The organism is Candidatus Zixiibacteriota bacterium, from assembly GCA_029860345.1.
Lineage (GTDB): Bacteria > Zixibacteria > MSB-5A5 > GN15 > FEB-12 > JAJRTA01.
Genome location: JAOUBJ010000006.1, coordinates 67,351 through 91,240 on the forward strand (window position 1 = coordinate 67,351; position 23,890 = coordinate 91,240).

At 56.0% G+C, this 23,890-nt stretch carries 15 protein-coding genes; 7 read left to right on the forward strand and 8 right to left on the reverse strand.

What is annotated here, in order from left to right:
* Nucleotides 1–42: 42 nt before the first annotated feature.
* Both prfB and OEV49_07975 read right to left on the reverse strand, forming a co-directional pair.
* Nucleotides 43–1,150 (reverse strand): peptide chain release factor 2 gene (prfB, locus tag OEV49_07970; protein MDH3891009.1). Its coding sequence is split into 2 segments (ribosomal slippage): nt 43–1,083 and nt 1,085–1,150, totalling 1,107 coding nucleotides; the frame shifts between segments, so codons are not numbered across the junction.
* Between the two features lie 313 nt (nt 1,151–1,463).
* Nucleotides 1,464–1,844 carry a YccF domain-containing protein gene (locus tag OEV49_07975; GenBank protein MDH3891010.1) on the reverse strand — a complete coding sequence of 127 codons (381 nt, stop codon included), beginning with the start codon at nt 1,842–1,844 and terminating at the stop codon, nt 1,464–1,466.
* A gap of 220 nt (nt 1,845–2,064) precedes the next feature.
* Between OEV49_07975 and OEV49_07980 the strand changes: the two genes are divergently transcribed.
* Genes OEV49_07980 through OEV49_08005 form a run of 6 tightly spaced genes read left to right on the forward strand, consistent with a single transcriptional unit; the run spans nt 2,065 to nt 9,530 of the window.
* Complete coding sequence (locus tag OEV49_07980) at nt 2,065–2,706, forward strand: MBL fold metallo-hydrolase (protein ID MDH3891011.1); 642 nt, start codon at nt 2,065–2,067, stop codon at nt 2,704–2,706.
* 49 nt (nt 2,707–2,755) lie between these two features.
* Nucleotides 2,756–3,340 (forward strand): DNA-3-methyladenine glycosylase, encoded by a 585-nt coding sequence (locus tag OEV49_07985; GenBank protein ID MDH3891012.1) that lies wholly within the window; start codon nt 2,756–2,758, stop codon nt 3,338–3,340.
* Nucleotides 3,341–3,369: 29 nt separating this feature from the next.
* On the forward strand, nt 3,370–4,698 hold the full coding sequence (locus OEV49_07990) for a Glu/Leu/Phe/Val dehydrogenase (GenBank protein ID MDH3891013.1): 1,329 nt from the start codon (nt 3,370–3,372) through the stop codon (nt 4,696–4,698).
* Nucleotides 4,699–4,713: 15 nt separating this feature from the next.
* Entirely contained in the window at nt 4,714–6,120 is a 1,407-nt protein-coding gene (locus OEV49_07995) for a sodium:solute symporter family protein (GenBank protein ID MDH3891014.1), read from the forward strand.
* A gap of 54 nt (nt 6,121–6,174) precedes the next feature.
* Nucleotides 6,175–8,256, forward strand: coding sequence for a hypothetical protein (locus OEV49_08000; protein MDH3891015.1), 2,082 nt, complete (start codon nt 6,175–6,177; stop codon nt 8,254–8,256).
* A 35-nt stretch (nt 8,257–8,291) separates the two neighbouring features.
* On the forward strand, nt 8,292–9,530 hold the full coding sequence (locus OEV49_08005) for a winged helix DNA-binding domain-containing protein (protein MDH3891016.1): 1,239 nt from the start codon (nt 8,292–8,294) through the stop codon (nt 9,528–9,530).
* A gap of 405 nt (nt 9,531–9,935) precedes the next feature.
* Here the strand turns inward: OEV49_08005 and pbpC are convergent, their stop codons facing one another.
* The 3 genes from pbpC to OEV49_08020 form a co-directional block, all read right to left on the reverse strand.
* Entirely contained in the window at nt 9,936–12,398 is a 2,463-nt protein-coding gene (gene pbpC, locus OEV49_08010) for a penicillin-binding protein 1C (GenBank protein ID MDH3891017.1), read from the reverse strand.
* Complete coding sequence (locus OEV49_08015; GenBank protein MDH3891018.1) at nt 12,395–17,953, reverse strand: MG2 domain-containing protein; 5,559 nt, start codon at nt 17,951–17,953, stop codon at nt 12,395–12,397. Before OEV49_08015 ends, pbpC begins: the two co-directional genes overlap by 4 nt.
* Before the next feature lie 622 nt (nt 17,954–18,575).
* Nucleotides 18,576–19,775: a 6-phosphofructokinase gene (locus OEV49_08020; protein ID MDH3891019.1), complete on the reverse strand. Its 1,200-nt coding sequence runs from the start codon at nt 19,773–19,775 to the stop codon at nt 18,576–18,578.
* Between the two features lie 186 nt (nt 19,776–19,961).
* Here OEV49_08020 and OEV49_08025 point away from each other — a divergent pair, with 186 nt between their 5' ends.
* Complete coding sequence (locus tag OEV49_08025) at nt 19,962–20,414, forward strand: DoxX family protein (GenBank protein MDH3891020.1); 453 nt, start codon at nt 19,962–19,964, stop codon at nt 20,412–20,414.
* A gap of 11 nt (nt 20,415–20,425) precedes the next feature.
* On the opposite strand, the gene OEV49_08030 is transcribed toward OEV49_08025, so the two are convergent.
* From OEV49_08030 to OEV49_08040, 3 genes are all read right to left on the reverse strand, one after another.
* Nucleotides 20,426–21,265 carry a GNAT family N-acetyltransferase gene (locus OEV49_08030; GenBank protein MDH3891021.1) on the reverse strand — a complete coding sequence of 280 codons (840 nt, stop codon included), beginning with the start codon at nt 21,263–21,265 and terminating at the stop codon, nt 20,426–20,428.
* Nucleotides 21,266–21,507: 242 nt separating this feature from the next.
* Nucleotides 21,508–21,999 carry a hypothetical protein gene (locus OEV49_08035; protein MDH3891022.1) on the reverse strand — a complete coding sequence of 164 codons (492 nt, stop codon included), beginning with the start codon at nt 21,997–21,999 and terminating at the stop codon, nt 21,508–21,510.
* A 148-nt stretch (nt 22,000–22,147) separates the two neighbouring features.
* The gene (locus tag OEV49_08040; protein ID MDH3891023.1) at nt 22,148–23,671 is read right to left on the reverse strand and encodes a carboxypeptidase M32; all 1,524 of its coding nucleotides are present in this window, start codon (nt 23,669–23,671) and stop codon (nt 22,148–22,150) included.
* Nucleotides 23,672–23,890 lie beyond the last annotated feature (219 nt).

Genomic DNA, 23,890 nt, shown 5'->3' on the forward strand with positions numbered 1-23,890 from the left:
GTACCATGTCCGTCGTTCTCATTTGGTTTAGCCGGTTACCGTTCAAGCATCCTGCCGAAACTGCGGGTCCGAGAGGTAGGCTTCGATAAACCGATCGATATCTCCATCCATCACCGCCTGCACGTTTCCGGTTTCGGTCGAGGTACGATGGTCCTTGACCATGTTATAGGGGTGGAAGACATACGAACGAATCTGCGAACCCCACTCGATCTTCTTCTTTGTCTCGGCAAACTTGGCCATCTTGGCCGCTTCTTCCTCTTTTTTCAACTGGTACAGCCGCGACTTGAGCACCGTGAAGGCGGCATCCTTGTTGCGATGCTGACTCCGTTCCGACTGACAGGTGACCACGATCCCGGTCGGCTCGTGGGTTAGGCGAATGGCCGACGAGGTTTTGTTGACATGCTGGCCACCGGCGCCCGAGGCGCGATAGGTATCCACCCGGACGTCTTCGTCGTTGATTTCGATTTCGATATTGTCGTCAACCACCGGATAAACATACACCGACACGAACGAAGTATGTCGTCTGGAGTTGGCATCAAACGGCGAGATACGTACCAATCGATGCACGCCGGATTCGGCCTTGAGGAAACCGTAAGCATAGTCGCCCTTGACTTCTAACGTGGCCGATTTGAGTCCGGCTTCCTCGCCCAGTTGGTAATCCATCAGGTCGGCGTTGAAACCGCGCCGCTCGACCCAGCGGTTGTACATGCGGAACAGCATGTCGGCCCAGTCCAGAGACTCGGTCCCGCCGGCTCCCGGATGGATGGTCAAAATGGCGCTTCGGAAATCGTCGGGGCCGCTCAGAAGGGCGTCGAATTCGAGTTTCTCGAATCTGATCGTCAACTCGCTCAATGCAGCATCGAGTTCTGCGACGTCATCGGTTCCGGGTTCGGCTTCGGCCAGTTGGAGAAGCTCCTCGATATCGTTCAATTCCGTCTGCACCTCGGCGTGCGACTCGACCCACCTCTTGTGTGCTGTGGTTTCTCTGAGCACAGCTTGCGCGGAACGGTTGTCGTCCCAGAATCCTGGTTGGGATGTTTGCTTCTCCAAGCGAGCTATCTCGGCTGTCCGCCTGGCGAGGTCAAAGATACCTCCCGAGCTTGTCCAGTCTCTCTTTTAGCTCGGGTAGCCGAGTTGTCAGTTCCGCAATTGTCACGCTCACGCGTCACCTCCGTAATTTGAGGCGCCAAATATACGGGTTTTGGCGGGTGGGGTCAATCAGGAAAAGTGATCTTCTTCACATACTGTGTTGGGAAAGACGCTGTCGGAGGTGACCCGTCAACTTATTGGACCCAAGTGATCGATTATGTTGTGCTCGTTGCGGCGGGGCCACACCTGCCACGGCTTCGTATGTTGGGTGGCACCCTCAAAGCCGCTTTGGGGGTGATTATTGGATGGCAGATGCTCCGCCCCAAGCAAGGCTTGAGGCGGCCACCCGACGTAGGTGACAAGCCGGCCCAACCCTAGCGCACATCTACTACCTCCTTGCCAAAAGGCACCAGTGCCAGCAGGGCCAGTTTCATGTGCTGAACTGCGAAAGGGATTCCGATGACAGTGATGGCACAAACCAACGCGAAGAACAGATGTGTCATAGTAATCAAAATGCCTCCCAGCAGAACCCAGATGACATTCATAACTGTCGAGAGACATCCCGATGATCTCGGCGCTTCGCGTATTTCTTTTCCAAAGGGGACCAGCGCCAGAAAAGAAAGCTTCATACACTGGATGCCGAACGGAATGCCGACTATGGTCATACAAAGCAGGGCGCCACAGATCAAGTATTCGAAAAACAGGACGATGCCGCCACCGACGATGATCCACAAGATATTTCCAAGTAAACTCATTCGAACTCCTGCCATTTTCTTGTATACGCTGCAGCCGATCTGGATATTCGATCCGGCGCAGGGTACTTCCACGACCATCGAGTTTGGCCACTTGAGCTTGCCCAGCCTGACTACATTATAACAGCGCACGATTGCAGGTCAATCACAAAACCGGTGACAAGGGAACATGGATAAACATACTCGTTGACAATGACCGCTCAGCCGCTATCTTCGGGGCCTAATGAAACTGGAAACACTTGTTGTCGGACCATTCGAGGTCAATTGCTACCTCTACTATAATGAGCAGAACGGCGACGGCGTCATAATCGATCCCGGCGCCGATCAGAACCGAATTGCGAATACAATCGAGCAAGCCGGCATTACACCCAAAGCGATCCTGTTAACCCATGGCCACGGCGATCACATTGCCGCGGTCGAGGCGGTCAAGAATCAGTATGACCTGCCGCTATATATCGGTGCCGGTGAGGAAGAGCTATTGCGCAATCCTTCGGCCAACGTTTCGGCCCTGGTCGGTCATCCGATTGTCGCGCCTGATCCCGATGTCGTGTTGGCCGACGAGCAGGTGATCACTGTAGGTTCGATAACGCTCCGGGTTCTGGCTACGCCGGGTCACTCGCCGGGTGGAATCTGTTATCTCGATGAACGGCACAATCGGTTGTTCTGTGGTGACACTTTGTTCTATGGGTCCATCGGTCGCACCGATCTGCCGGGCGGGTCGACGGAAGTGCTGCTTGAGTCGATTCGCGTGAAGATTCTCACTCTGCCGGATCAGATCGTTTGCCTGCCGGGTCACGGACCGCAAACCACTGTCGGCGCCGAGCGGGTGAACAACCCATTCCTGGTCGGCGACTACCTGGCCTGAGGTGAACACCTGATCGGGTCGGTTTTTTGCAATCGGTATCCAGTGTCCCATGAGTGCCAAGAAGCTAAAACGCTCGTTTTACAACCGCCCCACGCTGGACGTAGCAGCGGAGATCATCGGCAAATTCATCGTGTTCAATACACCATCGGGAAAACTCTCGGCGCGGATAGTCGAGGTGGAGGCGTACATCGGTCAGGACGATCCCGCTTGCCACGCTTCGCGCGGTTTGACCAAGCGTAACCGTCCCATGTTCGGGCCGGCCGGTTTTACTTACGTTTATTTTATCTACGGCATGTACCACTGCCTGAATTTTGTGACCGAACCCAAAGACAGCCCGGCCGCAATCCTTTTGCGTGCCGCCGAACCGGTCGAGGGATGTGATCGGATGCTGCAAGCTGCCGGAAAACCAAGTTCTACCGGCCTGCTGAGCGGCCCCGGCAAGTTCTGCCGCGCTTTCGGATTCACCACCGAGCAGAACGAACTTGATCTGACCGGCGACCTGATCTATATTGAAAACCGCAATGTAGAAGTCTCAAATATCCAAAGGTCACAGCGCGTCGGCATCCGCGAAGGCCGGGATTTACTCTGGCGATTCTACGATGCCGACTCGACCGCGGTATCCAAACCTCGGTGAACCAGGACCGGTACAAAGGACAGACACTTATGGCCAAAGCGACTAAGAGCAAGAAGAGCAAATCGACCCGCAAGCGCCATCCGCGCAGTATGGTGCAGCGCAAGAATACGACTATCCCGATCTCTGTCTTCGATAACGTCATGAAGCAGTTCGATACGGCGGCACGCAAGCTCAAGTTGGACAAGTCGCTTTTGGAATTCATCAAGATGCCTCGGCGGAGTTCTATTGCCAAGCTGCCGGTGCGCATGGACGACGGCAGCTATCAAATCTACACAGGTTATCGCGTACAACACTCCATCGCACGTGGTCCCGCCAAAGGAGGTATCCGCTACCATCCCGGCGTGACTCTGGATGAAGTGCAGGCCTTGGCCTCATGGATGACCTGGAAAAGTGCGGTGGTGAATATACCTTTCGGTGGCGGCAAAGGCGGCATAATCTGCGACCCGCAAAAAATGTCAGAAGGGGAGTTGGAACGACTGACCAGACGGTACGCCGCTGATATGATTGACCTGTTCGGTCCCGATGTTGATATCCCGGCGCCGGATGTGGGCACCGGCCCGAAAGTGATGGGCTGGTTTATGGATACCTACTCGATGAAAGACAGCCACGTGACACCGGCCGTGGTCACCGGCAAGCCGATCGCCCTGGGTGGTTCGCGCGGACGGGCCGAGGCCACCGGACGCGGTGTCATGCTGACCGTTCGTGAGGCGGCGGCACATCTTAAACTCGACCTCAAGAATGCGACCGCTTCGGTCCAGGGTTTCGGCAACGTCGGCTCGGTCTCGGCTCTTTTGCTGCAGGAGCTTGGAGTGCGCTTCACACATGTCTCCGATGTAACGGGCGCGATTTGCAATCCCTCAGGCATTGATATCAAAGCACTGGTTCAACACGTGGCGGCAACAAAGTCTGTGCTGGGCTTCGCGGGCACAAAGAAAATCCGACCCAAGGACATTCTCTACGCCAAGGTTGACATCCTCATCCCCGCCGCCCTGGAAAACCAGATCACGGAGGCCAACGCCCACCGTGTGCGCTGCAAGATCATCGCCGAAGGAGCCAACGGACCGACTACACCGGAAGCCGACCGCATCCTCAAGAAGAATGGTATCATGGTCATCCCGGATATTCTGTGCAACGCCGGCGGCGTCACGGTCTCGTATTTTGAGTGGGTGCAGAATCGGATAGGTTACTTCTGGCCCGAGGAAGAGGTCAACCGTCGCCTGGAGGAAAAAATGGTGGCCGCTTTTCACGACGTGCTCAACATGTCTCGCTCCAACCGCACCAGCCTGCGTATCGGCGCTTTCATGCTGGCTATCACTCGTGTGATCGAAGTCGTGCAGATGCGTGGAATCTACTCGTAGTCACCCGGAGTCGGCGTGGAATACTTTTGGGTTATAATTGCATACCTGGTCATCTTGATCGGCGTCGGTGCCTGGCGCAGTCGCTCGGTCAAGACACAGGAAGACTTTATGGTGGCCGGGCGCGGGCTTTCGGCCAAAGTACTGGTCGGGACGTTGCTGGCCACCTGGATCGGTTCCGGCTCGATCATCGCCGGGGCGGGGCTGGCCTACGACAGAGGTATCCCGGCCCTATGGTTCAACCTCGGCGTCTGGGTGGCCCTCGTTGTCCTTTACCTGGTAGCGGGGCGGGCACGCGCCTTCGCCCAGTTCACGGTGCCGGACATTCTGGAGGCGCGCTACAACAGCACGGCTCGTCTGCTGGGCACCCTGGTTACGATCATTGCTTACACCGCTATTGTCAGTTATCAATTCAGAGCCGGTGGCATGGTGCTCAATCTTGTAACCGGCATCAGTGTCGAATGGGGTATGATCATCACGGCCGCGTTTGTGATCGGCTACACGATTCTGGCCGGGATGTTGTCGGTGGCCTACACCGATGTCGTCAACGGCGTCATCATGGTGATTGGATTGCTGATCGCACTACCGTTTCTTCTGGACAACGCCGGTGGAATCGAAGGCGTCATACAAGCCCTGCCCGACGCGCACCTGCAGCCGCTGGGTGATATGACCTTGTTGGAAGCGCTCGGCTATTCGCTACCGGCCATGCTGCTACTGTTGGGCGAGTCAGGAATGTATCAACGGTTTTTCTCGGCAAAAGATGAACGGACGGCCAAACGTTCGGTCGTTGGGTGGATCATCGGTACGATCTTTGTCGAAGCGCTGATTGTCGTTCTCGCTATTATTGGCAGCGCCGTCTTTACAGACATCGAATCGGAGATGGTCATCCTGCACGTTGTCCGTTTCGGACTGCCGCTGTTCGTCGGTTGCCTCTGCCTGGCGGCAATAGTAGCGGTGATAGTCTCGACCGCCGATTCTTTCTTGCTGGTTCCGGCGACCAACATCATGCGCGACATATATCAGCGCTTCATCAACCCTAAGGCTTCACAAGAGCAGATGGTGCGATACTCGCGATACGTTGTCCTGCTGTTAGGTCTGTTTGCTTTTGCTCAGGTGCGCTTTTTTGAAAAAGTGCTTGAGATGGCCATTTACGCTTACACCATGTACGGCGTCGGCATTACGCCCGCCGTAATGGCCGCGTTCTTCTGGAAACGAGCTACAGCCTCAGGCGGTGTCAGTTCCATTGCATCCGGCATGACCGTAACGATTATCTGGGAACTGGCGGCGCAACCGTTTGACATCCCAACCGTGTACCCCGCCCTGCTGCTTTCACTCGGTTGTCTTATCATCGTGAGTCTGCTGTCCAAGCCTCCCGACCGCCGTCAGTGGGAACCGTTTCAGGAACAGACCGGAGTTGTAAAGTGAGGGACAATGTTTTCGCGTATGCGTCAGATTGGCAATTATGGAAGGATACTGATTATGAATCGTCAATGGTTGATACTGCTGACTCTAACCGCGCTTCTGCTGGCTGAGGACGACACTGTGGCCCAGTCGCGCTACATAAATGACGAGCAAGTGGCCGCGGTTGTAGGCCAGCTTGTTGAGATGCATGGTTCGCCGGCGAATGAACATATTGCACGAGGCGTTCGACAGGTGGCCGAACGCTGGAGAGAAAGTGACGGTACAGCCGAACAGTTTGCGCAGTTTTGCACCTCGCAGTATATAGCCGATCCCGATCAGCGCCAAGTTACCGCGGACCGCTTTGAAGATGCCTTTGCAACCATGTGGGGACACTTTCGAGAGATGGGCCGTGACCTGAGTTGGCATTTGGACATCGCCACCGGACCTTTGCAGCCGATTGACTACATGTTTGCCCGCTATTCGGCCTCGGCCCATTGGACCGAGGACATGTTCACCTCGAAAATAGCTTTCGTGGCGTTGTTGAACTATCCACTGTACAGCCTGCCTGAGCTGCTGGAAGGTGGTCCGGCCTGGACCCGCGACTACTGGGCGCAGGCTCGATTGGCCTCGTCGTTCTCGGCTCGGGTACCGGCCGAGGTATCTCAGCACATCAGCAGTACGTACACAGCAGGCGATGCCTATATCGGTGCCTACAACATTTACATGCATCATCTGCTGACTGCGGACGGCCGACGCCTCTTCCCCCGCGAACTCAAACTGGTATCGCATTGGAACCTGCGCGATGAACTCAAAGCAGCCTACGCCGAACCGGACGGACTTGAGCGCCAGGAGATGATCTATGAGTTGATGCTCAGAATTATCCGGCAAGAGATACCTGAGGCGGTCGTCAACAACCCGGCTGTCGACTGGAATCTGTCGACCAATGAAGTGACTCTGGCATCAGATATTGACGGCCAATTGCCGACCGGCTGGACGGCCGAAGGCGCTCCCGGAGACAGCTATGACAATCAACGCGAACCCGACACGCGGTACGGGCATCTGTTGGCCATGTTTCACGCTCAGGGAAAAGCCGACCAGTACTATCCACATCTGCCGACATTGATGGACCGTCGCTTTGAACGGGATCGCGAGATGCCTGAACACGACGTTGAAAAAATACTCATTTCGGTGTTGTCCTCGGATGTCGTGGCCAAGGTCGGGAAACTGATCGAGCAACGACTGGACCGCAAACTTCGCCCCTTCGATATATGGTATGCCGGATTCAAGTCGCGCGCGGGTATCTCAGAAGATGAGTTGGACAAAATTGTCGGCGAGAAGTATCCCACTGCTCAGGCCTTCCAGAACGACATGGTACGGATTCTGACCACGCTCGGTTTCGATGACGAAACCGCGGCTTTCCTGGAGGAACACATTGAGATCGATCCGTCGCGCGGAATCGGTCATGCTTCCGGCCCCGGACGACGGGTCGACAAAGCGCGCCTGCGCACGCGGATCGGCGACGACGGTATGGATTACAAGGGCTACAACATCGCCATCCACGAGTTCGGACACAATGTCGAGCAGGTTCTGTCGTTGACCAAAGTTGACCACACTTTATTGCGCGGCGTTCCCAACACCGCCTTCACCGAGGGATTCGCCTTTGTATTCCAGTCGCGCGACCTGGAACTGCTGGGCGTGGCCGAACCCGACGCATCGACCGAGCATATCAAGACATTGGATGTTCTCTGGTCGACCTACGAGATCGGCGGCGTGGCTTTGTTAGACATGCGCGTATGGAATTGGATGTACGACCACCCCAAGGCAACACCGGCGGAGTTGCGCGACGGCGTAATCAGTCTGGCCAAAGAAATATGGAACGAGTATTATGCACCGGTCTTTGGATCATCGGATAGCGAGATCCTTGCTATCTATTCGCACATGATCGACGCTGCGCTCTACCTGCCCAACTATCCGCTGGGCCATATCATCGCCTTTCAAGTAGAGCAACACTTGAAACAACACGGCCTGGCCTCGGAAATGGAGCGCATGTGCAGGATCGGTTCGGTCACGCCGGACCACTGGATGTACCAGGCGGTCGGCACCGGGATCTCCACCGAACCGCTTTTGCATGCAGCCGAGGACGCCCTGAATGCCCTTTAACAGTAGGTCTCCCCAGCTTTCGCAATGATGTCGCCTTGAAACATTCAGTGATGCATATCTCCCCGTCGGCCGCGAAACGGCTGGCGCTGCACCGTCAACTACTGGACGGACGCACAAAACTCGCACACGGCAAGGAGGGTGTTGCGCAGGTGATCGAGAAACTCGGTTACGTGCAACTCGATACCATCGCGGTTATTCAACGCGCTCACCATCACACTCTCTGGACCCGGCACCCTGATTACGAACTCAACATGCTGCACGAACTTCAGGCCGTGGATCGACGCATCTTCGAGTACTGGGGTCATGCCGCATCGTATTTGCCGATGATCGATTATCGCTACTATCTGCCGAGGATGCGTCGCTCCGATGATCCCCATAGCAAATGGGAAAAACAGCGGCTGGAGAAGTGTGGTCACCTCATGCCGGAAGTACTGAAAAGAATTCGCAACGAAGGTCCCTTGAGTTCTGCCGACTTTGCACGAACTGATGAACGCAAGCGGGGTCCCTGGTGGGACTGGCGACCTACCAAAGTGGCCTTGGAATTGTTGTTCGTCAGGGGTGAGTTGATGATCACCGAACGACGCAACTTTCATCGCGTCTACGACCTGACCGAAAGAGTGCTGCCGAGCGACACCGACACAACCGTTCCTTCCAATGCCGAGTGGGGACGGTTTCTGGTACGTCGCGCCCTGGAGGCCTATGGTGTCGCGAACGAGTACGACATTCGTTTCCATATTCACGGCGCCGGCAAGGAGATCATCGCGGCAGCTATCAACGACCTGGTCGAGTCGGGGGAGGTTGTATGCGTCACTGTCGGTCGGGACAGGGATAGCCGATGGTATGGTCTGTCGGATTGTCTGCATAGTTTCTCCCTGCGTAAGAACCGGCCGCGCCTGCACCTGTTGTCACCGTTTGACAACATGATCATTCAACGTGAGCGCCTAAAGCAACTTTTCAACTTCGACTATACGCTGGAATGTTATGTCCCGGCGCCGAAGCGTAGGTATGGATACTTCAGCCTGCCGATTCTTTGGGGTGAAGCGTTCGTCGGCCGCCTTGACGCCAAAGCGGTGCGCAAGAAGCGTCTGTTGATCGTTCGTGCGTTGCATCTGGAGCCGGATTTCATCTCCGACGATCGATTCCTGAGCGCTTTGGCCACCAAGTTGTGGGACATGGCTGCTTTTAACGAATGCGACGAGATTCAAGTCAAATCAACGTCGCCTGGAAGAGTCAAGAAGTCCCTCCAAAAGCAACTCAAGCTGAAGCGGCGTTAGGTAACGTCACTTATGCCTCGACTGCGCTCGGCATGACATAGACGGCAGATGTGGACACCCGCCGGTCCTCACTTGTGGCCTTGGGCGACCCCGCCCGACGAATGCGATGCGTGCCACAAGCTGTCAGGCGAGTCGCCTTATAGCACCTGCATCTCATACCGCTCGCCGGCAATGACGACGGTTGAGGCGCTCAAGGCAATGCGCACGATGCGCGAGAGACACGGCTTGTCCGTGTGTTGTGTCGGGTCTTGGACACACCAAAGGTGTGGGTGTGACCCGACACGCAAGTACATGTGGGATCTGCGCGGCAGGTCACACAAATTCGCTTGCACGAATTCGCAAGACCTGCCGCAACAAGCCATGGTGGTTTCATCAAAGACTCCGTGGCCCCTGTGCTGTGCGCCGTCAATCCTTCATCAACACCGTAAAGATACGCTCAGAACGCGCGCCATCCTCATCCACCAGTACCAATTTGTGCTCACCCGGTTTGGGCGCCAATGACATCTGATGCAGGTCAACCGTCGACCCCAGGTAATCGCCGTCAAGGTGCCAGAAGATCGTGGTGCGAGGATCGCGGTGGGCTGCTTCGAAAACTGTCCGCCCCCTGACGCCGTCAAGCTGGGACGGCACGTAGATATTTCCCTTCCAGCCGGGGTAAACAACAGCCATGGGACCTGACCGACTGTCGGCGCCGGACTCGTTACAATCCGGACGGAATGGCGGCAACGGTTTGTAATCGACATGGCTCTCCCGGTAATACCACTCCATCGCGGGCGGCAGTACGAACCACGGCACGGATCTGAGAGCGGCCAGGCGTTCACAGTCGGTGCTGATTTGCCAGGCCAAAGTTGAGTCGCAGTGAACGAGGCGGCAATACGAACATGAGCTGTTGTGCAATCCGGACGGCGGCACCAATGTCGACACAGTTGATGCACAATCGGGACCGATGCGACACCCGCTCTTTGCACAGACGTCGATCTGCACCAGACGGCTTTCGGGGCAGTCGAACCAGTCGGACGCAGGTAGCAACCCGAACAGATCGAACAGAATCGGCGCGGCTGCGGCAAGCCCGGTCAAGCCGGGTCGTCCTTCGCCATCGGCGTTACCGACCCACACGCCGACGGCATGGGCGGGCGTCACACCGATCGCCCAGGCATCGCGAAAACCCTGGCTGGTAGCGGTTTTCCAGGCCACCTGGCGCGACGACGTGAACTCGCGCCAGGTGCTCTCTTCATCCGGACGGGTGACTTCAAGCATGGCTTTCAAGGTCAGCCAACAGGCGGCTGCATCCAGAGGTGCGGCGGTGATCGTGGAGCGCGACGACCGGATACCACCTGCCGGTTTGTCCGATACCGTCCCCGACAATGTATCATACAAAGGCGCAAAGAAAACGCGCGTGTCTTCTGATTTGGATATGAAGTGATTATTGACCTGGCGGGCCATACCGGCGTAGATCCCGGTAAGGTCCCACAAAGTACCTTCGGCTCCACCCAGAATAAGTGACAGTCCGTAGTCGGTGGCCTTACGGTGCAAGGTTGACATGCCCAGTCGACTCAAAAGAGAGTAAAAGCGACTGCCGCCATAAGAGTGGAGCATTCGAACAGCCGGAACATTCAATGAACGGGCCAGAGCCGCCGAGGCGGGAACGGCTCCCTGGTAAGTTCGGCTGTAGTTCTCGGGGGCGAAACCGGCAATGCGTATGGGGACGTCGGCCACCAGCTCCTCCGGAAGTAGTTCTCCGGACTGCATCATTCCGCCGTACAACAGAGGTTTGAGAATGCTGCCGGTACTGCGTGGCGAAGTTATCACATCGACATGGTGATGGTGATCCGCCGACACACTGTCCCAGGCGTTACCAACGTAGGCAATCACCGCACCGGTAGAGACATCCAGAATAATCGCCGCGGCGTTATGGACACCGTTACCGGCCAGTGATTCAAGATGCTTGGCTACGACAGCGGAGGCTCGTCGCTGTATGTATCCATCCAAAGTCGTGGTCAAACGTGATGCGCCGGTGGTGGCTGCTCTCGCGGCTCCGTCGTATTCATTTCGTCGTTTGGTTTCAGCTTTGTGCCGAGCCAACAGGTGCGGCGCCGCGCTCGGCAGAGGATGCGGTTTGAGCGGAAGAGGTTCCATCCGAGCCAGCGCGCAGCTTACGGAATCAATAACACCTTGCCGCCACAACCTGCCCAGAAGTCGATCACGCTTGCCCAACAACGCATCTCGGTTGCGACCGGGATGGATAAGGGCCGGACTGTTCGGCAAGACCGCCAGCATGGCCGCCTCGGCCCAGGAGAGTTGCTCGGGTCGACGTCCGAAATAGCGCCAGGCGGCCGCCTCAAGTCCGACCACGTTACCACCGAACGGCGCGTGCGAACTATACAGAGACAGAATACGTTCTTTGTCGGTCGACAACTCCAACCTGAGCGCCATAGCCATCTCCAGCATCTTCTCAACGACCGTGCGCGCCCGGCCACGTCTGGACAAACGGATCGTCTGCATGGTGAGCGTGCTGGCGCCTGATACCACCCGTCGGGAACTCACATTCTGCCACATCGCACGGACCAACGCCAGTGGGTCCACACCGGGATGTCGGTAGAACCGTTGGTCCTCAAAGGCGATCAAGGCTTGAGCGAATCGATTGGGAACCGATGCACCCGGCGGGAAGCGCCACTGTTCATCGGCGGCGATAGTAGCCCCCAACAGTCCACCCTCGCAATCCAGAATGACCGTAGAGTATGGGTCCTCAAACAACGGCGACGGCAAGCAGGTCCAGAACCAGACCAGGCAGATACAGACCAAAGCTGCGATGAGTATCCGTCGAGGTGTGACTATCAAAGCCCCGATGTGCCATGGTCTGACTATCACAGTTTATTACCCGGCTTTACGACTTCGACCCACCTGCCCGGCTGACGAGCGTTGATCGTGGCGTCATACATTGCTTCGACGTGCACCATCGGCATGTAGAATCGTCCAAGGTAACTGGCGTTCATCAGAAAACGATAGGTCCTGGACTTGTCCCTGCGAAGGTCAAAGTAGGTGTAAACACGGTCGTCACGAATGTCCTGAAAGTTGAACCGGGAATTGGTAGTGGCCGATTGACTCTCCATGCGTTGGTTACGAATCTCCCATCCGGAGGGCATGATAGCGGCCAATGCGAGCTCGCGGTAGTGACGATAGTCGTTGCCCGAGTGAGTCACCGTGACCTCGGCGACGATATCCGTCCCCTGCTCCAACTTTGAGACCGCCAGCGTCTCCCCTTTGGGTGTCGTATACCGCACCTTAAGCGTCAGTCCATTGGCGGCAGCCTTCTCCCGACCGGCCGGCGGCGTACCTTCCAAAACCAGGCGCGCGAAAAGCGGATAGTCCATTTTGTTGATGACTGTCACGACTCCGGTGGTATCGTCGGTGACGGGGAGTGGCAACTGCACCAGCGGTGCCGATTCGGTAACCAGTCGGGGCGGATCATGATTCCAGGTGTAGCGAAAGCCCCACTTGTCATCCAACCTGGTGATCCCGGCATAGCGGGCCATTGCGATCAGAGCAAAAGCCGTCGACTGGGTGCTGAGGTATCTTCGGGCGCACAACACGCGAGAAATCTCCTGCACAACCGGCATGGCCCGATCCATCTGCTTCAACAAGCACAACGTTTCCAGTATCATCGCCTCGTCACGAACGTTGGAGCCGTAGGTATAAGAAAGTTCCTGATACTCTTTAACGGTTACGTCGAGATTCTCTACCATCTGTTCCGCCACCTCCGGCTGCCCGGCCAACTGGTAGGCTGCAGCCAAACGCCAGATGGCTGCCTCAGGCAGCGACGACTCCTCTTTCAGTCGGTTCATGGCTCCCAACTCCGGCACACCGGCCAGGGCCAGCGTATAGAGTCGATATGCCTGAGCAAGCTCAGATCGCGTCTCATGCCTGACCCACGCTGCCGCTGCTTTGCGTTGATATTTTTCCCACTGCTCCATCACGCCACTGGGCAGGGCGTAACCGATGCGGGCCGCCTCCAGCAGAAAGTGTCCGGCATAACTGGAACACCAGTCGTTGGAACTGCCGGCCCCTCGCCAGTACCCAAAACCACCGTCGGACGCCTGGAATCTTGGTAGTTTGTGGATAGCCGCTTGGATATTGTTCTGGATCGCATCCTGGCGCTTCGGTCTCAGGTTCAACAGAGCGCTCAAATAGAGTTGTGGGAAAGCAGCGGATGTTGTCTGCTCCACACAGCCATGCGGGTATCGTATCAGGTAACTCAGTCGTTGGGCTAGATTCAATGGCGGTATTCGCGACACTTCGAGCGTCGCCGAATTGGTGCCGGGTGAGCCGGGCAGCGACAGTTTTGACGTCCAGGTCTTGTCCGCACCCACCGCCTGATCGACCACATCGACGACCGGGAAACCGGGCGGCTTGACCTCAAGCTCTATCACCTGTTCGGCTGTTTCACCGCCGCCGGTGGCGCGCATGACCACCTTGGCCGGACCGGGTATGAATCCAGACTTTAGTTTGAACGTGACCAGTTGATCGCCAAGCGAGGAGAATGTGATGCTTTCAGTTGTGGCGCCCTCGACACTCAGAGCACCTTCGACATCGACGCTAACATCGACATTGTTCACCGATGGCTCCAAAGCGAACACCGAGATCGGCAAATCAACGGTTTCTTCGGTAACCATAGAGCGTGGCAGGGTGCCCAGAATCATCAACGGCTTCCGCACCGGCATTGTCTTTTCGGTGGCGCCGAAAGCGCCGTCTCGTCCAGCCACAACCATCATCCGGACCGATCCGACATATTGCGGGATATCGACCCGGTGCGTCCGGCTGTCTTGGGCCGGTAGCGCAAACGGACCCATAAACCTCACCATAGGCACAAATCGGTTAGCCTTCCTGCTTCCTTTTTCGCCGGCCGACTCACCACCGCCGATAGCCAGCAACTGTTCGAGCTTTCCGCCATAGGCGCCGGCCACCATGTCGAATAGATCCCAAGTCTTGACCCCCAGCGCTTCACGCCTGTAGAAATGGTTCCAGGGGTCCGGCGTGGGAAAGCGGGTAAGGTCCAGGAGACCCTCATCGACTATCGCCACAGTATAGGTCATGGCCCGCCCGCTTGCCTCACTCACGGCGAATTCGGCCGTATCCGAGGGTGTTAGCACACTCGGTGCGGTGATCATCGGCGCGAGTTTCGTCCCCGGATCAGTGACCTTGATCGGAATGACACCGTACATGCGAATGGGTAGATCGTTTCCGGCTTGTAGATGTGGTTGCACGAATGTTACGTGGGCATAAACGTTGGGCGCCATATCCTCGGTTGCCGCAAACTGGTAGCGCGTCGGTTCCTCGCCCGCCTCGATCCAATCCGCTTTAACAACGCGGCTGCCGGACTCGATACTTACCAGGGCGCGACCGGCTTGACCGGTGGGAATATTCAAGACGACCTGCTCCCCCACTTGGTACTCCTCCTTATCAGACGAGAAGGTCAGCACATTGGCCGCCCCCGGCGCATCTTTGCGGGCTCGTCCGGCCCAGCCCGGCCAGTCGGCGTAGAATATCTTACCGGTCTGGTGGTTCTCTTCAAGATCACGGGCACGCACCAGGAAACGACCCCAGTTGGGATGGTTGACTCGGAAATCGTATTCTGCTAAGCCTCCCTTGATCCGGACCGTGTCAACATCGAGCGGTTCATAGCCGGTGCGTCCTATATAGTCAGCCGGTGATTCGTCACCCTTCTCCCACCACCAGCGCCAGTGGATTCTGTACAGCTTCACTTCGACCGTCCCGGAGGACACCGGTTCACCCGACCGATCTACCATGGCCAACTTGATAGTATGAGTAGTATCGGTCAATAGCATACCGCGCCTGCGATCTCCTCTGGGCACGCGAAGGCCGACATAGCGAGTAAACGGGTGGTAGCGCTTGCTGCTGTAGTCCACACTGAAAGCGCCGCCCGGCTCGTAAACGCGGGTGCGAAAGGCCGCTCTCAGCATACCGGGAGCCGTCATCTTGATTTGAACCGACGGTTGAAGCGAAGTATACCCGGTGTCGTCCAGATTGCCTTCCCACAGCATGTGGCTTTCCGGCCTGAACCGCGCTGCCTGATCATCGAAAACAAACTCATCGTAGCCTTCAAACCGAGTGCGCGTCGATGCAAAAGTGACTTCGATATCCGATTTTAGTTGCTTAGCCGGTGCGCCGTGCAACCAGGCTGCCGAGAGGCTGCCGTCCAGAGTATCACCCCAGATATAGTCGGGCTCATCTCCAAAGTCGAGATTGACTTTGAGTCGGTTTGGCATGACTGTTTCGATCTTGAGTTTCTTCTCAAAGGTGGCGCCGCCCAGCTTGACCCGGGCCTTCCAGTTTCCGGTGGGAGCGTCGGGCGATGTGGCCAGCCTGAAAACATAGCAGCCGTTCTGCGTTTGTTTGCGATTGAAGGAAGTTACAAGCTGACCGCGTGAGTCGTGCAACTCGAATCTCAGCGGGTGCGTAAGGGGCAGTTGGCCTGTTTTATCCATCAACAAAAACGTGATGAACAACGAGTCACCCGGACGCCACACGCCCCGTTCGCCGTACAGAAAACCCTTGAAGCCACCGGCTACCGACTCGCCGGCTACATCAAAATGACTGACCGACAGCGATGTTCCATCGGCCAGGCGCAGGTACCCGGTTTGGTCGCCTCGTTTGGCAACCAGCAGAAAAGGCGTTTGCTCGGTATGGATAACAGCCATGCCCCGCCCGTCGGTGACGGCACTGCCCACACCGGTCTGCGCGTAATCATACAGCGTGACATCAACACCGCTCAACGGCTTGGTTGTTCCGATATCGGTGGCCACCACCAGTACACTGTCGTTGGCGCCTTTCTTGGCGATCAGTCCCATGTCCGACATTAGAACATTGCGCGAGACGGTGTGACCCTGTGACCAATAGCCCTTGTAGTAGGCCGGATGGCAGGGATCGTTGCGATGCTCGTTCATTTCGCGCCATCCGATCCCGGCGGCTGTCTCCATGGCTTCCCAATTGGAGTTCTCAAGCGGGCTATCCCAACCACTTTGCCACAACTCGTTCGGTCGCCAGTCGGCGTCGGTGTCCCGGCAGGGATACATCACGTGGCGGCGCTGGAAACTTAGGGTAAGATGATACAGCCCGGCCGGATGGTTCTCAACCAGCGGACGAACGTCCAGACCGTAACGAATCCACTCGTTAACCCGACCCATGACCAGGTCCAACGGCACCGTCTCCTTCCAAACAACGCGACCGACCCTTCGCATCTCCCGTCCACCTTTCAGATCATTGACCTGCAAAAACTGCGACATACTGCCCTCAGCGATCGGCGTAGCTTCCACCACCACCGCACGCAGATTGACCGCCTCGAAGGGCACAGTCAGTCCTTCGGTGCCCGGGACTATCACACCCTGCCCAACGAATCTGAGAGCCGGATTGGTCTGTGGGAAACTGACGCTTTGCGAAGTTACACCGCGAAGCTTCTGGCCCAGACTATTTTGCACACCGGCTGCGATAGTCACGCTGACATCCCCAATCCATTGATTCTGATTGTAGACGCGCACTACGTTGCCGTCGATACTGAAACGTGGGCGCTGCACTTTCTCAACAGTGATCAACCCGCCCAGGCTTTGATCTTTTTGAACCGGATCACTGAACCGAATCTCTACATACTGTTCTCTATCCTGCACGGCTCGAAACTGCGTAACGCTGAATGTGTTGACCGGCGGGATAACCACCTCCTGCCTGCCTTCAAGATCGACACCAATGGGATCGCCGTCCCATTCCAAAAGGACCAGCGATGAGTCGTCACCCCTGAAGACGCTATCGACTACAAAGACGTGCATCCGTTGATCGTCATCGTGGCGCCAGCTAATCGGCAGTTCTCTACCTGCCTGCTCGGCTATGAGCAGTTGCTCGACACCCGAGGCATACTCGGCATCAGCCGTTAGCAGGCGGCCGTTCAACTGTTGTATGGCCAGTACCTTCTCATCCACGATCTGCAAGCCCTCGACGTTGACCGTGAACGACTGGGTCATAACGGTGAACTCAAAACTGAATCTGTCCTGCCTCAACTGTCCTTCAACAAAGTCCGCCAGGAACACAGTGACATGATAGGTTTGCCCGGCCGGCAGCCGTTCAGCGGGGCGAAATTCAAGACGGTTCTTGTCACTGAACAAAAGCACACCCTCAAGCTCCGGTTCAAAGATCAGCTGCGAACCTGTGAGCGGCAGGTTGACTTCGCTGGTATCGACTATGTCGTTAACAAAACGAATTCCGATACTACTTTCGCGCGAGATCACTCCCGATGTGTGTGCCGAGATGATCTCCTCCGGCGCCGGGATGATTTCCCCAGTGTCCTTGTCGCCCGTGCACGAGACAAAAAGCAGACCAAGGCACAGAATGACGCCCGCCAAATTGATTGGGTTTTGCATTTGAACACACCTCCACAATTACGTTAAGTATCTTCAACATTGAGGGTGTTAATCATTATACCGCGCTAACTTTCTAACGGCAAGATTTTTGTTGGAATTATCTATCTTTGAGACAGGCGAGCGGAGACGAGTAGGTCGGGTCCGTCTGCGCCTGCGCGACGTGGCGTGAACCCGCCAATCCTGGAGGATCACGGCTTGACCGTGTCGGAACCGCAATGGTACTGACCTACAACAGCAATCCGGCCACCCCCTCATGGTGAGCGGAGTCGAACCATGAACGCTCGGTAGGACTCACGGAACGCCATCTAGAGCGAAGCAACGGGTGGATTCTTAGTGTCATTCCGGCCAAGGCCGGAATCCAGGTCTGTATTCGAAGCCTCTTGTAGGTCAGGTCTCTCTTCTCATGAAGAAGGGTGGCCACGCTACTAAGAGAAGATGGATTCCCGCCTGCGCGGGAATGACAAATTGGGCGCGGGAATGACAAATTGGGCGCGGGAATGACAAATGGGCGCGGGATTTACAATTTGGATGCGGGAATGGCTCGGCCACGGCATCCGGCGCGATCCGAAGATCACTCCGGCACACTCAAGGGGCGTAGCGCCAGAAGGCGGTTTATCGCAGTCTACTCACCGGTCATGAGAAACAGCGGTTGCATTTCGAAACTTTTGTACTGAGGGCGCAGCCGGTTTGTGTCGTAATGCTTGGCCACGTCGACGTATTTCTTGGAACTGGTAACAACGTCGAGAGGCATGTCATCATAGCGACCGTTCTTCAGCACCACCAGTCTGCCATGGATCCCTTTAAGCACCAAATCGAGAGCCAGATTACCGTAGGCCATCGGCACAACAGAATCGATAGCATCCGGATCACCGCCCCGCACCAGGTAGCCCAGTTTTTGATTGATGACATTGATCGGCTTGCCTTTGTTGAACTCCGAAGACATGTCCTTCAATTGTGCCGACACCAACTCGCCGATACCGCCCAGTTTGGCATGACCGAAAGCGTCTTTTTCATGGTCTTTGAACACCATCTCGCTGCCTTCAAAGATGGCTCCTTCAGACACGAGGACAACCGAGTAATTACTGGGATTGACCCGTCGATCATGGGCCAGCAATTCCGTCAGTCGTCCGACATCGAACTTGTGCTCGGGGATAACACAGCGATTGGCCGCCCCGGCCATAGTGGGCAGCATGGCCGTGAAGCCTGCATACCGCCCAAATACTTCAAGAACGAGAAACCGCTCATGCGAACCGGCCGAAGTTCGTAGCGAGTTGGTCATCTGAATGGTGCGGGTGACGCAGGTGCTGAAACCGATGCAATAATCGGTGCCGGGTACGTCGTTGTCCATCGTTTTTGGAATTGCGAGAACCTTGACGCCTTCCTTGTAGAGACGCACACCGTAGCTGAGAGTGTCATCGCCGCCAATCGGTATAAGAAAATCTATCCCCAGAAAGTCGAGATTCTTGAGCACCTCGCCGGTCAGATCGTTGATCTCGTCGTTGTAATCCTTCCGCAAGTGTTCCGGTACGCCCGCTTTGGCCACCCGGCCCGGATGTGTGCGAGATGTGTGCAGGAATGTACCGCCGGTCCGCCCGGCTTTGTTGACGATTTCCTCGCTGAGAACCTGAAACTGATTGCTGTTGTCAACCTGGGGATCGCGAATGATCTCCATGATACCGGACCAGCCCCGCCTGAGGCCCACCACCTGATATCCTTCGCGGATAGCTCGGATCGTGACAGCTCTGATGGCCGGATTCAATCCGGGAACATCGCCACCGCCGGTTAAGATACCTATCACGCCTTTTTTATCGGACCCTGACATATTCGAATCTCCTTTTTGAAACCCAAGCCTGTATCATACCGATCTCAGCCTCCTATGTAACCAATATCCGACGTTTTCGCAATCACTGGATTAACAGACAGACAGCCACGAGTTATAAGTTGACTAATCCTCTTCACTTTACTACCCGTTGTTCGCAACTGAAGACCTGGCCTTGAAAGGAATATTGTGAGCAACACTGTTTTGAGTTGGCTGCTGGATAAAAAGCAGGATCGCTATCGTCGGGCGCAGGTGGATTTGGGGCTGCTGGTGCTCCGAGTAGGTTTGGGATTGATGATGGCCTTCAGTCATGGTTGGGGGAAGTTGATCGGATTTGCCGAGAGGTCAGAAAGCTTTTCGGACCCACTGGGGGTTGGTTCGGCGCTGTCTCTGGGACTGACTGTATTCGCCGAGTTTTTCTGTGCTCTGGCCATACTGTTGGGCCTGCTTACCAGGGCGGCAGCTATTCCCTTGATCGTGACCATGATGGTCGCCGCCTTTGTTGTCCACGGCGCTGATCCCTGGGCTAAGAAGGAGTTCGCGATGCTCTATCTGGTGCCTCTGCTGACTATTCTGATGGCCGGACCGGGGAAGTACTCGCTGGATCACAAGCTCTTTGGTGGCAGTGATCGGCAAACCTGAGCCGGAAAACATCAGATCGTGTCGGCGGTAAACAGGTAGTTTGGGCGGATATAGGCTACCTCGAATCCGTAGCGTACCATATTACGATACGACGGCGCCGATTGTTCAGCCGTCTGTTCGGCGGTTTCAACCACTAACCACTTACAGCCAAGGTCGGTTGCATCTATCGCCCGCTGCGCCAGCAGAGCCGCCTGCCCGCCGCGTCCGCGGTAATCCGGCAAGGTCGCAGCGAAGTCAATCCAGGCACATTCCTCTTGAAAGAACGCAGCCGCCGTGGCCACCGGCGTGTCACCGTCAAACGCGATATAATGCCGCCATCCGGGACGACCAATCGATGACGCCACCCAAGGCACCAACGGCTGCGGCCACTCGAAACTATCCACTACTATCTGTCCGAAAGCCTCGGCATGTTCGGTGGTGATCTGCAGAACTTCGAGATCGCTTGTGAATTTGGGAATAGGCTCGGCAGCGCGGTACAGTTTTACCCAGTTGTTATAATGATAAAGCCCGGCTTCCTCGATAGACGCGACCAAACCAGGTCCCACCACCGGAAGACATGCCTGGATGAAGAATCGTGGTACGCCGCGCTGCTTGTATTGGGCGATCAACGCGAACAGATCGGATGTCGATGTCGGTGCTCTAAGCCCAAGCCCTATCACGCGGTTGAAAGCGAGGACATTGACTTTCGACGCAGCCGCGGCACAGACGTTGTCTATGGGCAGCAGGTCCACACCGCATGCAACTGCTACTTCGACCGTGGCCGCCCGGTGGAAATCCGACCAGGCTGCTACCTCAATTCGCTCAAGACTTCGGATGAATTCCAGGTCGCGCATCTGGTTACGTTCCATCATTACACGGGGACCACACGGTCCTGGCTTATTGATACACCCTCGTCAACCTCATTGCGGACCACGCGGCCATAAATGGCTTTCAAGTTGCGTGGTGCGGCAATCTCGATTCGTTGCACACGTGTCATGCCGGGGCGGAGTCGAGGCAAGAGATTGCCGCACTCGTCCCACGCGACGCGGGACTCGTTCGCAATGACGACCGAAAGGACTTTCACGACCGGTTGGGTCGGCGTTGGGCGACCGCTTTAGAACGACCAGTTGACAATCGGGAAAACCGGAAACTGTCCGCCCTGTTTGATGATATTCACCAGGCCAATCTGAAGCCCGTGCATGGTCACCGCATAGTTTACAAGTCCAAGCTGGACCCCGCTTACATGGTTGGCGTGGTTAACCAGTCCCGACTGGAAGCCTTCCATAGTACCTTTGGTCACGTTGACAAAACAATCCTGCCAGCCGGTGAAATCCGAGTCAGCCATACCGACAGCACCCCACTGATAACCGAGAAACGGCCCGGTAGTGGTGTGATTGACCAGACCGAGGTCCACTCCGGTAACGCTGACATTGCGACCATAAATCATGTTCAGCCGCAAACCCTTGATGGTTATTGCTTCCGGAAAAAGTTGCACCGGGTTGAACAGTGCAAGCTGTATAGGTTTTTCCTGAGCCGAGGCCGGGACACCGACCAACATTAGGGCCACCAGGGCCACCCCACCCAGCACCATCAGTTTCCTAGTCATCTGATCCTCCTGATTTGACCTCGCACACGCCGACTCCTTCACCGATCAGTCAAGCCGGCCGCCTGCATTTTTGAACTTCCTGTTGTTCCCATACTGTCATAGTGGATGCACATTGTCAATCAAAATCGACGCCAGCTTGCTCCGGGGATCACCCTGGGCTGATGCCGTAGATATCCGCATACTTGTCGTACAAGTATTCTATCAGCGGTCGATGCGACAGCGGTTTGCCGGTAACGTGCTTGCACAAGTCGGCGGCGTAGTATCTGGCGCCCTGGCCGTGAATCTTCTCCCCCAGCCAGCAGAACAACCGATCGAATTTCCCGTTTGAGAAGTCATCCAGCAAGCCGGGGAGATCTTTCTGTGCCTGCGTCCAGTATTGGGCGGCATGCATGTTGCCAAGAGCGTAGGTCGGGAAATAACCGAAAATCCCGTGCGACCAATGAACATCCTGCAAACAACCGTTGGCATCCTTGTCGACTTCAAAACCAAGATAGTCCTTGAATCGTTCGTTCCACTGACCTGGGATGTCGGCAACCTTGATATCGCCCGCGATGATAGCTCGCTCAAGTTCAAAGCGCAGCATAATGTGAAGATTGTAGGTGGCTTCGTCCGCTTCCACCCGGATATATGACGGCGACACCCAATTCATGGCGGCGTGGAAATCGTCAAGGCCGACGCCTTGAGTTTCCTCCGGGAAAAGGCGTTGCAACTGCGGAAAGAAGTAGACCCAGAACTGGCGCGAACGGCCGACCATATTCTCCCACATCCGGGACTGCGATTCGTGGATAGCCAGAGAGTCCGTTTCACCCATCGGCGTACCCCAATGCTCTTTGTCCGGGCGCGTCATGTCATACAGAGCGTGGCCGGCCTCGTGCATACCACCGGTCAATCCCTCGGCGATGTCATTTGGATAGTACCGAGTGAGAATCCGCGTATCAAGCGGACCCAGTTCGTTGCATGAAGGGTGCACGGTTTCATCAACCCGACCCGCCTGGAAATCATAGCCTATTGCTGCCGCTACAGCCTCAGAAAATACGCGCTGACGGTCGACGTCGTAAGGGCGTTTGAGAATTCCAATATCCGGTTTTCTGGGCGCATCCTTTATCTTGCCGATAAGTTCCACCAGATCACTGCGCAACCCCTTGAAAGCCGTCTCCACCTCCTGGACTTTTGCCCCCGGTTCGAATTCATCCAGCAAGGCGTCATACGGTTCGGTGGTGAAGCCTATGTAATCAGCTTTGCGGCGGCACAGATCGATGATCTTCTCAAGAATGGGAGCAAACTGGGCAAACTGGGAGTCTTTGCGAGCCTGTGCCCACACTTCCGACGCTTTTGATGTCGTCCGTGCGAATTCTGAGACAAACTCGGTCGGCAGTTTAGTTTCACGATCATACAAACGCCGCCACTCGCGAACATTGACCGCGATCGGAGTGTCGGGATCGGCCACCAAGTCCGACTGCTGGACGGTAGTAAGCAACTCGTCGATTTTGGTATCGGTGAACCACTGATGCGTCAACCGGCTGATCTGAGCCATTTGTTCAGCACGATGATCAACGGCTTTCCTGGGCAGGTAGGCTTCCTGATCCCAGTATAAGACGCCACCGGTTGATTGAAGGATAGCTATCTCTTTCATGTGGCTGATTAGTTCTGCATAAGCTTCCTGAGCAGTCATTCTCATCTCCTGTGTCTGTGGACGTTGCCACCGCCTCGTATAACCTTAAGCTGTGTTATACAGGTAACAAAATCCACAGCCACACTCAAGCTCCAAATCGGCATGCAACTGATGTGAGCAGGTACCGTCCGGCACCTAATTGCCGGATCAAAGACTGAGGCATTACATTGGCTGAGAAGTTGAAACTGTGGAATCAGTATCGGTCAGAAAAAAGACGGG